This window comes from Vibrio sp. 10N.286.52.C3, from assembly GCF_041468865.1.
Lineage (GTDB): Bacteria > Pseudomonadota > Gammaproteobacteria > Enterobacterales > Vibrionaceae > Vibrio > Vibrio crassostreae_C.
The window spans coordinates 25,101-38,199 of record NZ_JBFRJM010000068.1; the positions used below are offsets into that span (position 1 = coordinate 25,101).

At 43.4% G+C, this 13,099-nt stretch carries 10 protein-coding genes and 1 other annotated feature; of the genes, 4 read left to right on the forward strand and 6 right to left on the reverse strand.

The annotated features are described in order from the left end of the window. The first annotated feature begins 94 nt into the window (after positions 1–94). Complete coding sequence (gene trpR, locus AB4138_RS20965; RefSeq protein WP_102394033.1) at positions 95–388, forward strand: trp operon repressor; 294 nt, start codon at positions 95–97, stop codon at positions 386–388. Between the two features lie 128 nt (positions 389–516). On the opposite strand, the gene yjjX is transcribed toward trpR, so the two are convergent. The 6 genes from yjjX to AB4138_RS20995 all read right to left on the reverse strand — a co-directional run bounded on the left by yjjX (position 517) and on the right by AB4138_RS20995 (position 8,186). Next, positions 517–1,038, reverse strand: a complete 522-nt coding sequence (gene yjjX, locus AB4138_RS20970) for an inosine/xanthosine triphosphatase (protein WP_017062855.1) — start codon at positions 1,036–1,038, stop codon at positions 517–519. After that, positions 1,001–3,379 carry a bifunctional diguanylate cyclase/phosphodiesterase gene (locus AB4138_RS20975; protein ID WP_017062854.1) on the reverse strand — a complete coding sequence of 793 codons (2,379 nt, stop codon included), beginning with the start codon at positions 3,377–3,379 and terminating at the stop codon, positions 1,001–1,003. Before AB4138_RS20975 ends, yjjX begins: the two co-directional genes overlap by 38 nt. Positions 3,380–3,712: 333 nt before the next feature. Next, positions 3,713–4,888, reverse strand: a complete 1,176-nt coding sequence (pheA, locus tag AB4138_RS20980; RefSeq protein ID WP_017059361.1) for a prephenate dehydratase — start codon at positions 4,886–4,888, stop codon at positions 3,713–3,715. Positions 4,889–4,900: 12 nt separating this feature from the next. Then, positions 4,901–5,022, reverse strand: a sequence feature (Phe leader region). A gap of 110 nt (positions 5,023–5,132) precedes the next feature. Beyond that, positions 5,133–5,468 carry a ribosome hibernation-promoting factor, HPF/YfiA family gene (gene hpf, locus AB4138_RS20985; RefSeq protein WP_004735034.1) on the reverse strand — a complete coding sequence of 112 codons (336 nt, stop codon included), beginning with the start codon at positions 5,466–5,468 and terminating at the stop codon, positions 5,133–5,135. 424 nt (positions 5,469–5,892) lie between these two features. Next, complete coding sequence (locus AB4138_RS20990; RefSeq protein ID WP_346393666.1) at positions 5,893–7,317, reverse strand: lytic transglycosylase F; 1,425 nt, start codon at positions 7,315–7,317, stop codon at positions 5,893–5,895. A 140-nt stretch (positions 7,318–7,457) separates the two neighbouring features. Next, positions 7,458–8,186 carry an outer membrane protein assembly factor BamD gene (locus AB4138_RS20995; RefSeq protein WP_017059363.1) on the reverse strand — a complete coding sequence of 243 codons (729 nt, stop codon included), beginning with the start codon at positions 8,184–8,186 and terminating at the stop codon, positions 7,458–7,460. 137 nt (positions 8,187–8,323) lie between these two features. Here AB4138_RS20995 and rluD point away from each other — a divergent pair, with 137 nt between their 5' ends. The 3 genes from rluD (at position 8,324) to clpB (ending at position 12,757) form a co-directional block, all read left to right on the forward strand. Continuing rightward, a complete protein-coding gene (gene rluD / locus AB4138_RS21000) occupies positions 8,324–9,298 on the forward strand; it encodes a 23S rRNA pseudouridine(1911/1915/1917) synthase RluD (RefSeq protein WP_017059364.1) in 975 nt (324 codons plus the stop codon). Between the two features lie 2 nt (positions 9,299–9,300). After that, the gene (gene pgeF, locus AB4138_RS21005; RefSeq protein ID WP_372307575.1) at positions 9,301–10,041 is read left to right on the forward strand and encodes a peptidoglycan editing factor PgeF; all 741 of its coding nucleotides are present in this window, start codon (positions 9,301–9,303) and stop codon (positions 10,039–10,041) included. A gap of 142 nt (positions 10,042–10,183) precedes the next feature. Further along, positions 10,184–12,757, forward strand: coding sequence for an ATP-dependent chaperone ClpB (clpB, locus tag AB4138_RS21010; RefSeq protein WP_372129723.1), 2,574 nt, complete (start codon positions 10,184–10,186; stop codon positions 12,755–12,757). Positions 12,758–13,099: the final 342 nt, after the last annotated feature.

Below are 13,099 nucleotides of genomic sequence, written 5' to 3' on the forward strand. Positions count from 1 at the left end.
TTGGATCGCATCAAGTGTTTCGGTATAAAGTGTTAAACGCTTTCAATCGTTAAGCGACTCTTTAAAGTCAGAATTTAAAAGTAAGTGTAGAGATATGGCATCACAACCTGAATATGATAATTGGCAACAACTGATGGACTTGGTAAAGACGGCTGTCGAAAAAGATCAGCACGAGCTGTTGTTGACTATGATGATGACACCAGACGAGCGAGATGCTCTGGTTGCTCGAATTAATATCTTCTGTGAGCTGATGAAAGGCGATATGTCTCAACGACAGGTGAGTCAAATGCTGGGCGTAGGCGTAGCGACGATAACCAGAGGCTCAAATGAGCTAAAGGCCAAATCTGAGCAAGAGAAAATCGTGATCGCCGACCTATTGCTAAAGTAATAATGGAATTAAGCTATCACGCGATAGTATGAATACGAATTCGATAAAAAACGCTAACTGGATGTTAGCGTTTTTTGTTTCTGAAGATTGTTCTTGGAATCTTTTGAAGTTTAAGGAAGCCTCAAATACTAAATAGGAAAGTGTTCAGGATTCACAAATGGGATCAGAGCCAAAATTAAAGCTTGATGATAGACCGAACTGCGTGACAATTGGTTATGTGTCAGTAGGCCAATGGCACCACCTTTCTGTTTGATATTGTCGGTACCAAACACTTCATCCATCACATCCCCTAACTCGTTTGCATGCTCTAGTTTCTCAAGTACGGCTGGTGGCAGCATCAGACTTGCTGAACGAGACTCGCCACGTTGGCCATTCGTTTCGATCACCATCCAGGCAAAGGTGACGTTTGTTTCTATTCCCGCTTCTAGACCAACATAGAAGTCTGCATCAGGCTGAGCTTGAGTTGCGTTGTGAACTCGATTCACGGCACCTTGATAGGTTTCATCATTGCTCATCGGTTGATCGGCGACACCACTAGGGACGCTGATGCCTTGGAAATCAAATTCAGTATCAGGAAAAGCAGATAAGAACGCACTTTTAACGGCGTTGATTTTAGCTGGGTTCAGCGATGCGATGATTACAGATTTCATGTGTCGGATTCTTTTTGTTGTCGATTAGATTGAGTTGATGTTGTCGGTACCAGTCACTCAATTCTTCTAGTGGCATGGGTTTACCAAAGTAATAGCCTTGCAGCATATCGCACTGTGCATCCTGTAACCACTGGTGCATGCCTTGAGTTTCAATCCCTTCGGCGGTGACCTTTTTCCCTTGAGCATGACACAACCCGATAACCGGTTTTACGATGTTCTGGTTATTGGTCTCAATCAAGGTATCCAAAAACGCTTTATCCAATTTAATTTTCTGAGTTGGATACTGCACCAGTTGAGTGATAGAGGTGTAACCGGAACCAAAATCATCAATCGCAAGTCGATAGCCCATGCATGCCAGTTCGTTCAGCAATGGAAAACCTTCTGAATTTGAGTAAAAGGTTTCAGTGATTTCAAAATCGATTAGGCTTGGTGGAATTCGATTTAACTCCGCGTGTTCTTTAATGAAACCCGCAAGATGAGTGGTTTCAATGCCAGCAGAAGATAGGTTGATCGACAATTGAATTGAGTGATCAAATTGAGCCTGAAGTCGATGGAATGAAGCAAACGCATTCTGTATTACCCAGCGGTCAACATGTTCAAACAGCCCGGTTTGTTCGGCTATTGGAATGAACTCATCTGGTGGAACCAAACCAAGTTGCTTTGAATTCCAACGCAATAACACCTCAACGCCAATAACATCAGTCCCGGTGGAATCCATGTAGGGCATGTAAACGAGCCTGAATTCATCATCAAAATTCTTACCTCTAAGCGCACGTTCAATATCTGCTTGGCGCTGAATGGCTTTGTCTAAATCCCGTGAATAGTCAGCAAATTGGTTTTTACCGGCACGCTTGGCTTGGTACATCGCGGTATCCGCGTTGGACAGAAGCTTCTCGATTGAGTTGCCATCATTAGGGTAGGTCGCAATACCAATACTGACCGTGATCGGAAAGCTGCCTGATTCGGTGACAAAGCCTTTTTGCAGTGGAGTGAGCAAATCGTTCGAGAATCGATGCGCGACATTTCCTCGGTGACTAGGAGCGTTAATGTAGACAACGAACTCGTCTCCAGAAAGTCGGGCTGGCATACAATGAGCGTCGAATTCCTCTTTATAATGACGACAAATATCTGAAATACGCTGAGCAAAAGAAACCAGAATCGAGTCGCCGATTTGATGCCCGTATTTGTCGTTGACAAACTTGAAGTTGTCCAAGTCAAAATAGAGAACCCAGGTTTCGGTATTCGAACTCGGTTTTGGCAACGATTGCTGAACGAAGGTTTGAAACTGATGCCTATTGGCTATTTGAGTTAACTGATCATTTTCGGCCAAGAGCTTGGTTTGCTGGTAGGTGTTGTCTAGCTCTTGATACATGTCATAAAAACGCTGTGATAGGCGGCCAAGCTCGTCACGAGTGCCTAAGCGTTCAATGTTCTTACGTTGTTTTTTTTCAACTTGCTGTAGCTGTCGATCGAGCCGTGTTATTGGAGTAATCACTGTGCGAGACAGAAGCATGAGTAGCAGAGCGACAGTTACAAACGCAGACAGTGCAAACGACAAACTCAGCTTGTTCCAAATTGAATCGAGCTTGTTTTCCAACAGGAATTGCGCCGGATCGACCGTGGCGTACAGTTCTGGTGCAAGCTTGACTGAGTGAGTAACATCATTTTCCAAAGAAACCGCTATGGATGTGAAGAACAAGCTGGTTTGGTAGTCGAACTCTATCTGTTTTCTCAGCGCATTAAATTTGTCGAGAGAGACAGAGACAACAACAAAGAACACATCGTCGGGTTGATTGTTAACGGTTGGGAAAATCGCTTTTCTATCTACCTTGTCATAGTGAACCAACATCCCTTCGCCTTGGGAGTTTTGAATATAGTTGGTACTCGATGTTGCTAAGGTGTCTTGATAGTGCAGGTCAACATACTCCAATATCTTACTGTCAATCTGAGTGCGTGAGTCATTGCTATTATCCGCGTAATAACGCAGTTTTCGATCACCATTAAGAAGCGCTAAACCTGTATAGCTTTCATCGTCATCTTGCAGGAAATGAATGGCTTCTCGAAGATTACTGACCAGTTCAAGATCGCGAGATAGATTTTGGTCAGTGAGAAAATAACGCTTCACCATATCACTCTGGGTCAAGGTGTAAGAGTAGCTATTGAGGAACGAACGAGATTGGCGAAAGTATCCGGCTAGTTTTTCCATGTTCAGTTGAAGTGCGTTGTCTTCGCGTTTGATGAAACTGCTTTTTTGCGTCGAATAAATAATATAGCTAGAAGCCGCGGTACTGATCAGTATCACAGGGGCTATCAGTAGTAAGATTTTAGTACTTAGCTTCATAGTTAATGACAACACTATTTATAAATTAAGCGCATAAGTTTATGTTACTTAATGCTTACTCGCTATTAATTATACGTAGTTCGATGATTTCCTGTGAAGGGGGTAAGGTTTTGTCTTTATTGATAAAAAAAGCCACTAATGAGTTTTTGTTAGAAAGACTCAAGTAGTGGAGAGAGTAAGCGTGCCGAATGTGCGAAACAAGTGAATTGTGTTTCAGGCATGCTAGGGTGAGTTTTCTTAGCGAGAATAGTACTCGACTAGAGGGTGATTTAAGTATTTGGCCTGCTGTAGGCCAAATACTTATGTTAGCTAAAAGCTGATACTCACTTTCAGCTATGACAACTTAACTTGAGTCGCTTTGATGTTCTCACTTGGGTAGCAACCCAACACCTTAAGGTGGCGAGTAATGGCTGTTAGTTCCGTTATCGCTTGTTGCATATTATCTGAATCCAGATGCGCCTCTAAATCGACATAGAACATCTCTTCCCAAGGGTTACCCATGATAGGACGAGATTCTAGCTTAGTCATGTTGATGCCTAAGCGTTGCAGGATCAGTAGTGTTTCTACCAAAGAACCCGCCTCTTGAGATGTCGACATGATGAGCGTTGTTTTCGCTGGTATTTGAGTCGATACTTCAACAGGCTTACGCGCCACAACGATGAAACGAGTGTGGTTCTCTGTTTGGTTTGCAATATTGCTCTGGATTGGCTGTAGTCCATAAAGCTTACCGCTCGATGCATTACCAATAGCAGCTACGTCATTACCACCCAATTCTTTAACTTTTTTCATTGCATCAGCGGTGCTTGCGCAAGACTCAAGGTTGACACCCTTAAGGCGGCTCAAGAACTCACTGCATTGTTGATGAGGTTGTGGGTGCGAGTAGAGTGTTTTGATGTCTTCTAAACGGATATCACTTTTAGCAACAAGGCAGTGCTCAATCGGTTGAGAAAGTTCGCCAACAATGTATAGAGTCGTATGCTGTAACAGGTCGTAGACCTCGTTAATTGACCCTGAACTGGTGTTCTCAATCGGCAGGACACCGTAGTCGGCATGGCCAGACTCTACTGTTGATGCGACTTCTTTGAAGTGATTACAGTTCAGCTCAATCAATTCCATATTCTTGCGGCTGAAGTATTCGCGGCTCGCAAGGTGAGAATACGATCCCTTAGAACCTAAGAATGCAACGCGAGCCAATGGTTTACGGCTTTGCGGGTTCGCTAGGTTTTGTAAGTATGACTGTTGTAGTAAAACGGAATCTTCGATGATGGTGTGAAACAGCTTGGTAATGTACTGCGCATCAAGTTCGTATTTATCTTTGCCGTTGTTGATCAGCTTAACTAATAGTTGTTGTTCTCGTACTGCATCACGAACTGGTTTTGATGTCTCTACTTTGCTTTTAGCGACTTCGATACTTAGCTTGCGACGCTCTGAAAGTAACTTCAGGAGTTCGTCGTCTAAATCATTAAGACGAAGGCGGATATCATCCAGTGAAATTGAGCGGTCAGTCATAAATGTGTCCTTATAAAAAAGCCTCCCTAGTGTGGGAGGCTTCTTGTTCGTTTTTGACTTGTTTTTCTAAAACGACTTAGCCTCCGATTTACGGAAGAAAAAAGAAGTCAAAAATAAACAAAGATTGAGTGTGCATAAAAAGTGATTGTTTTATGAATGTTTAAACACAATAAGCAAGCGAGCTACGAGCGTCAAGCAAAAAAATAGCGCCCTGAGGCGCTATTTTTTAATCTGTTCTCTTTCCTTATTCTACTTCAGCTTCTAGCTCTTCGATTTCAGGCTTTTCAGCGCGGCGCGCTTCTGGTTTATGGCGTAGCTTGTTGAGTTGACGCTCTAGTTTTTGTTCTACTTCGTTGATCGCTACGTAGAGGTCGTCATGGATTGATGAAGCAACAAGTTGGCCTTTTGGTACGGTTAGTACCGCTTCAAATTTCTTCTTCTTGTTTGGTTCTTCGCTAAAGCTCGCTTGGCAGCCAATGATGTCTACTTGCCATTTATCTAGCTTTTTAAATTTGCTTTCTATGTGATCACGGATTGCAGAGGTAATGTCGATGTTTTTACCAGTGATGTTCATTTTCATAGAAGTTTTCCTCTGTTGTATCCCTCATGGGTTAACTTCAGATTACGACTTTTAGGAATAAAGAATGTGATCTAGATCTTGTTTTGGTTGGGTGGGATAAGCATTAAAATCAAATGTGATCTTACGCAAGTCTTAGTATCTTTTTGGCGAAAAATGCTTGTTATCCTTATGAAAAACGATAACTTGGAGGCAAGGCTTCGCTAAAAATTAAATCAGTTTTTAGGGGCGTCCTACAGCCTATGGAAAGTGCTTGATTGAAATTTACTCAATAGTGTTTTGTGATATAGGTCTTGTAATATAGGTCGCTACATAAGCTTCTTCAGAATTAGATAAACAAAAGCCGCATAAGTATTCTTATGCGGCTTTTGTGTTTTTTAGCTTTACCTAATACCTTTGGCTCCCCAGCTCTGGGATGGAGGCGATCCTAGTCGTTAGTGTTCAGTAATCTCGCTGTGCCGTCCTCTCGGATAGCATTGATAGCTTGTAATTGTTTATAGATTACGAAGTAACGATTGATGTTGGCAACATAGGTTACGGGTTCTTTACTCACGTATTTGCGAGTGATGATTTCTACGTTTTTAAACCAGATGTTTGGGTTGTAACCTTTCTGCTTGGCAATGCTCCTCATCTTTCTGATCTTAGCAGGACCAGCGTTGTAAGAAGCCAAGGTAAAGTAGATTTGATTGTCGGGTGATATTGCCGGGTCGTCAAAATACCGGTCTTTGATAAAGCGCATATACTTCACACCCGCATGGATGTTGTTATCCACCTTATGGATGTTCTTGATGTTGACGTTTTTATCTTTGGCGGTACTCGGTAATACCTGCATCACACCAATAGCCCCGCGATGAGAAATCCGGCTCTGATCCAGTCCTGATTCTTGGAAACCTTGAGCTGACATCATCAAAGGATCAAATTCATACTTGCTCGAATACTTTTCAAAGACATCTGAGAGTTTAGCTACTCGGTCTACTTTATTGGGGTTGAGTGCTCGGCCTAACCAGCGAGTATTGTCGATGTATTTCTGGTAGATGACATTCCCAAGCAGGGTGCCTGTTCGTGCGGTCTTGACGTATTTGTTTATCTCTTTCTTCAGTTGAGGGCTGTCTTTTCTTAAAGCCCAAGCAATACGACCATTTTCTCGTAAAGGTAAGTCGTTATGGACTTGAATGTTTTCCATTACATCGATCCAGAGCTTGGCTTTATGGTTATCCAGAATTGTGCCTTGTATATAACCTTGGTTAACCAGTTCTATCAGCTCGTAGTCTTGTAATGACTCCTCGATAAAGTGGACATGCAGTGGTGGTAAACCTAGCTCGTTAAGCTCCTTATTAACTCTTTGTACACTCTCGAAGTAACTCGAGCTTGCTCGTATCCACACCTCTTTGCCACTCAATTGCTTGATTTCGGTGATAGGTTCGGCCTTTTTCCCTGTGATAATGAGTTCTTTACCATCTTTAATCATCGGATCCGAAAAATCGATGGTTCGTAATCGTTTATCGGTGATCGTTAGGTTAGCGACAGCGACATCACCATAGCCAGACTCTAAAGAGGGAAGTAGATCATCTCGTTGCACGGGGATGATTTGAACATTGAGATAGGGATGTTTCTTACGAAGGCTTTTCTCAAAGTGGTAGAGCATTTCTGCCACGATGCCTTTTGGCTTGCCATCCTCGATGTAATAGAAACCAAGATCGGCAGACACTAGCACTCTAACCGTTCCTTTGGTTTTGAGCACATCCAAGTCACCCATGTAAGGCTTATTGCTTAATGGAGACAGTTCTAATGCGTAGGATAAGTGGCTAAATAGCGATATCCAGATAAATAATAACAACCTACTCACATCCACACTCCATGTTGATGTTTTGTTAAAAGTTATCTTTTGAAGATACCGTGTATTATGCGATCCATCAAGTTTGCGATATGTAGATGAAAAAAAGCGCGCTAGTAAATTAGCGCGCTTTTAGGATTGAGATGTAAGAGGTTTGATTAAGGTAGTGGGTTTAACTCAATCAACTTTTCTGTTCTTAACACAGCGTCATCTAGGCCGAGTTGTTGATAAGCTTTTAGCTGGATATCTAAAGACTTACGCGCAGCAATGGTGTCTGGGTAAGTTTTTTGCAGCTCTTGCGTTCTGTTGATCGCAGCAATCCAAGCTTCGCGGCGTAGGTAGAAATCAGCGGTTGCTAAGTCATACTCTGCTAGGCGGTTCTTAAGTGCGAACATGCGTTTTTGTGCATCTTCAGCATAAGGGCTACTAGGGAAACGTTCGAGTAGTCGCTTGAAGTCAGCAAACGCAAGTTTCACTGGTTCAGGATCTCGGTCACTACGGTCGATATTAAAAATATCGTGCATGAAGTTTCGGTCTTGCGCCATGTGCGTTAAGCCGCGCATGTAAAGAACCCAGTCTTGTTTCTCATGCGTTGGGTTCAAACGTAGGAAACGTGAAATGGTAGCGAGGCCAAGTGCCAAGTCATCATTTTTGTAGTAAGCGTAAATCAGATCGAGCTGTACTTGCTCAGAATAGGCGCCGAATGGGTAACGTGAGTCTAGGGCTTCTAGCTTTTCTATTGCTGAAAGCCAGCTACCGCTCTGCAGTGATTCTTGAGCGTCAGAGTAGAGAACCGATGGTGGTACATCTGGCACTATCTCTTCACTACTTGAACAACCAACCAAGAGTGATACGGCTAATAGACCCGATAAAGTAAGGTGTTTCATGTCAGGCGTCGATTCCTTGAATTAAATATTTCGTAAGCTTCCGTTACTTTCTAACCAGTAACAGATACAATGATGCAATTATTCTATTTTATCCATACTAATGGGTATTAGTCTCACGGTTTTTAAAAAAGTTCGATATGGCTCAGCAGATCACATTAACAGACACAGTAAAAAGCAGCCAGTTAGGTCAACGTTTAGACCAAGCTGTCGCTGAACTATTTACCGATTTTTCTCGCTCTCGCATTAAAGAGTGGCTTCTTGACGGCAAAATCCAAGTGGATGGCGAAGTTATTACAAAGCCGCGCGTTAAGGTTTTGGGCGGTGAAGAGATCATCTTGCAAGCTGAACTTGCAGATGAAGAGCGCTGGGAAGCACAAGATATTCCTCTAAACATTGTCTACGAAGATGATGATTTATTGGTTATCAATAAGCCTCGCGATCTGGTTGTACACCCAGGCGCAGGCACACCGGATGGAACCATACTAAACGCATTGCTTTTCCATTACCCACAGATTGCAGAAGTGCCTCGTGCAGGTATTGTGCACCGTCTTGATAAAGACACAACAGGTCTTATGGTTGTGGCTAAAACGGTTCCAGCTCAAACTCGTCTTGTGCGTGCTCTTGCTAAGCGTCGTATTACTCGTGAATATGAAGCAATTGCAATTGGCAAAATGACCGCTGGTGGTGTGGTAGAGAAAGGCATTAGCCGTCATGCAACTAAGCGTACCTTGATGGATGTAAATGAATTAGGAAAGCCAGCGGTAACTCACTACCGTGTTGCTGAGCACTTCCGCGAGCATACTCGTATTCGTCTACGCCTAGAAACGGGTCGTACTCACCAAATTCGTGTTCACATGTCATACCTTCAGCATCCGCTGCTAGGTGACGTTGCATACGGTGGTCGTGCTCGTATTCCAAAAGGTGCATCTGAAGAACTAACAACAATGATTCGTTCTTTTGATCGCCAAGCACTGCACGCCGTTATGCTTAAATTTGTTCACCCAATTACAGGTGAAGAAGTTGAGTTCCACGCTCCTGTGCCAAATGACATGGTCGTGATGGCTGAAGCGTTACGTGTTGATGCGCGCGAAAACTTGGAAGACGACATTTAATCATGTCGATGATCATCCCTAACTGGAATGCACCAAAAAACGTGAAAGCATTTGCTTCGACACGTTTTGATGGTTTTTCTACTGGTGCGTATCAAGGATTAAACCTAGGTACGCATGTTGGGGATGATGCTTCGCTTGTTGAAAACAACAGAGCCTGGCTCAAGCAACACGCTAATATGCCTGCCGCTCCGGTATGGCTACATCAAACTCACTCAACAGATGTCGTTACGGTTTTACACCCTACGGCAGATATTCTTGATGCTGACGGTACGTTTACCACAGCTAAAGGTGTTGTTTGTTCTGCGATGACAGCCGATTGCTTACCTGTAATCCTTACTGATACCAAAGGCACTCAAGTTGCTGCTGTTCATGCTGGTTGGCGTGGTCTTGCTGGTGGCATTCTTGAAAATGCCGTTGCAAAGTTTTCAAACCTAGATTCAGAGAATAAGATCATTGCTTGGCTTGGCCCTGCAATAGGCAAGCAAGCCTTTGAAGTAGGTGATGATGTGTTGGAAGCTTTCGTTCGTTTTGACCCACAAGCTAAACTCGCATTTGAAGCCAAAGCTGAACCAGGGAAATGGCTAGCGAATATGTCTCAGCTTGCAACGCAAAGACTGAACAAAGTTGGTGTCACTTCTGTTACAGACTCCAATCTATGTACCTTCGCTGATGCGGATGCGTTCTATTCTTATCGTCGTGATGGTATTACTGGACGCCAAGCTACTTTTATTTGGTTAGAGTAACCTTTAGTTAGTGCAACCAGTCATCCAGTTCATTTATATTTTTATAACAGCTCTATTCTTCATTCTTATCCCTTGAAAATCCGCGTTACCGTATCCATCTTCTAACCATAAGATAAACATATCTAAGAGTAGGAAGGTTGGCATGCGTCTCGATCGATTCACTAGTAAATTCCAAATTGCGATATCTGATGCTCAGTCGCTCGCATTAGGTCGTGATCACCAATATATAGAGCCTGTGCACCTAATGGTGTCTTTGCTTAATCAAGATGGTAGTGCAATTCGTCCATTGCTCACCATGCTGAATATTGATGTGGTTCAATTGCGTTCAAAGCTAAGCGAAATATTAGACCGTGTACCGAAAGTAAGTGGTATCGGTGGTGATGTTCAACTGTCGAATGCAATGGGTACTTTGTTCAACCTATGTGACAAGGTCGCACAAAAGCGTCAAGACACATACATTTCTTCGGAAGTCTTCCTACTTGCCGCAATTGAAGATAAAGGCCCTTTAGGTAACCTGCTTAAAGAGCTAGGTCTTACTGAGCAAAAATTATCTCAAGCTATCGAGCAGGTTCGTGGCGGTCAAAAAGTTGATGACCCAAATGCCGAAGACCGACGCCAAGCGTTAGAGAAGTTCACCATCGATCTGACTGAAAGAGCGGAGCAAGGCAAGCTGGATCCGGTAATTGGCCGAGATGACGAAATCCGCCGTACTATCCAAGTACTTCAGCGTCGTACTAAGAACAACCCCGTCATTATCGGTGAACCAGGTGTTGGTAAAACAGCGATAGTCGAAGGTTTAGCACAGCGTATTATCAATAATGAAGTACCTGAAGGCTTGAGAGGCCGACGTGTACTTTCGTTAGATATGGGCTCTTTGATTGCAGGCGCTAAATATCGTGGTGAATTTGAAGAACGTTTGAAATCAGTTCTTAACGAATTATCGAAAGAAGAGGGCAATATCATTCTCTTCATCGATGAAATTCACACCATGGTAGGTGCGGGTAAAGGCGAAGGCTCTATGGATGCGGGTAATATGCTAAAACCAGCATTGGCTCGTGGTGAGCTTCACTGTGTAGGGGCAACCACACTCGATGAATATCGCCAGTATATAGAGAAAGATCCTGCGTTAGAGCGTCGATTCCAAAAAGTGCTTGTCGATGAGCCAACCGTGGAAGACACGGTCGCAATTCTCCGCGGTTTGAAAGAGCGCTATGAACTTCACCATCATGTAGAAATTACCGACCCAGCGATTGTTGCGGCGGCAACATTATCTCATCGATACGTTTCTGATCGTCAGCTGCCAGATAAGGCGATTGATCTGATTGATGAAGCGGCTTCGAGTATCCGTATGCAGATCGACTCAAAACCTGAGTCGCTAGATAAGCTCGAGCGTAAGATCATTCAATTGAAGATCGAGCAGCAAGCTCTTACCAATGAAAATGATGAAGCCAGTGAAAAACGTCTTCGAACATTACAAGAAGAGCTTTCTGACAAAGAACGCGATTTCGCAGAGCTTGAAGAAGTGTGGAATGCAGAGAAAGCCGCGCTTTCAGGCACGCAACACATCAAGTCAGAGCTAGAACAGGCTCGTATGGATATGGATTTTGCGAGACGTGCTGGTGATCTTAACCGAATGTCTGAATTGCAATACGGTCGAATCCCAGAATTAGAGAAGCAGTTAGATCTTGCGACTCAAGCTGAAATGCAAGAAATGACACTGCTGCGTAATAAGGTCACGGATGCAGAAATTGCAGATGTGTTATCGAAGCAAACAGGCATCCCTGTTTCTAAAATGCTAGAAGCTGAGAAAGAGAAGCTTCTTAAAATGGAAGGTGTTCTGCATAAGCGCGTTATTGGCCAAGCGGAAGCAGTCGAAGTGGTATCGAATGCGATTCGTCGTAGCCGTGCAGGTTTATCTGATCCGAACAAGCCGATTGGCTCTTTCTTATTCCTTGGCCCAACCGGCGTTGGTAAAACCGAGTTGTGTAAAACACTCGCGAACTTCATGTTTGATAGTGACGATGCAATGGTGCGTATCGACATGTCTGAATTTATGGAGAAACACTCTGTTGCTCGCTTAGTTGGTGCTCCTCCGGGTTACGTTGGATATGAAGAAGGTGGCTACTTAACAGAAGCGGTACGTCGCAAGCCTTACTCGGTGATTTTGTTAGATGAAGTAGAGAAAGCGCATCCGGATGTTTTCAATATCTTATTGCAGGTGCTTGATGATGGACGCTTAACTGATGGACAAGGTCGTACAGTCGATTTTAGAAACACGGTAGTGATCATGACATCCAACCTTGGCTCTTCGAGAATTCAAGAGAACTTCAATACGCTCGACTACCAAGGAATAAAGAATGAAGTGATGGAAGTGGTAGGTAAACATTTCCGTCCTGAGTTTTTGAACCGAGTTGATGAAAGCGTGGTGTTCCATCCATTGGGTCAAGAGCACATTCAGTCGATAGCTGCTATTCAGCTTGAGCACCTTAAGAAGCGAATGGAAGACAATGGTTATGAGCTTGAAGTTTCGGATAAAGCACTCAAGTTGATTTCTCAAGTTGGCTTTGATCCAGTATATGGCGCGCGACCTTTGAAAAGAGCGATTCAACAAAGTGTCGAGAACCCGTTAGCGAAAGCGATACTGGCAGGAAAAATTAATCCAGATAAGAAAGTGCAGCTATTAGTAAACAACGACCGCATTATTGCTCACCAATAGTTGAAGTAAGAGCGGTAGGTACGATTGGCCGAAATTAAGGCTTAATCGTACCTATTTTAAACGCTTTGTGTGAATAGTGTTCGAACGGTCGCCGGTGGCGGCTTTTTTTTCGTTTTTAGCCTTGTACAAAGGATTATTCTCTCTATAATGCGCCTCCGTTGCCAAGGATAACCAAGCGGTTTGAACTGAGTAACAAGACGGTGATAAGCATTTAAGATGCTTTGAAAAATTAGCTGAAAAAAGTGTTTGACACTGGAATCTAATCCGCTAGAATGGCCGTCCACTTCGAGAGGCTCCTTACTAAAAGGAAGGCTCAACAAGTAAAGCTCTTTAACAATTTAA

Excerpts from the sequence above, each read along its gene's own strand:
- clpB (WP_372129723.1), top strand. The coding sequence starts at position 10,184 with ATGCGTCTCGATCGATTCACTAGTAAATTCCAAATTGCGATATCTGAT.
- yjjX (WP_017062855.1), bottom strand. The coding sequence starts at position 1,038 with ATGAAATCTGTAATCATCGCATCGCTGAACCCAGCTAAAATCAACGCC.
- trpR (WP_102394033.1), top strand. The coding sequence starts at position 95 with ATGGCATCACAACCTGAATATGATAATTGGCAACAACTGATGGACTTG.
- pgeF (WP_372307575.1), top strand. The coding sequence starts at position 9,301 with ATGTCGATGATCATCCCTAACTGGAATGCACCAAAAAACGTGAAAGCA.
- rluD (WP_017059364.1), top strand. The coding sequence starts at position 8,324 with ATGGCTCAGCAGATCACATTAACAGACACAGTAAAAAGCAGCCAGTTA.
- hpf (WP_004735034.1), bottom strand. The coding sequence starts at position 5,468 with ATGAAAATGAACATCACTGGTAAAAACATCGACATTACCTCTGCAATC.
- AB4138_RS20975 (WP_017062854.1), bottom strand. The coding sequence starts at position 3,379 with ATGAAGCTAAGTACTAAAATCTTACTACTGATAGCCCCTGTGATACTG.
- pheA (WP_017059361.1), bottom strand. The coding sequence starts at position 4,888 with ATGACTGACCGCTCAATTTCACTGGATGATATCCGCCTTCGTCTTAAT.
- AB4138_RS20995 (WP_017059363.1), bottom strand. The coding sequence starts at position 8,186 with ATGAAACACCTTACTTTATCGGGTCTATTAGCCGTATCACTCTTGGTT.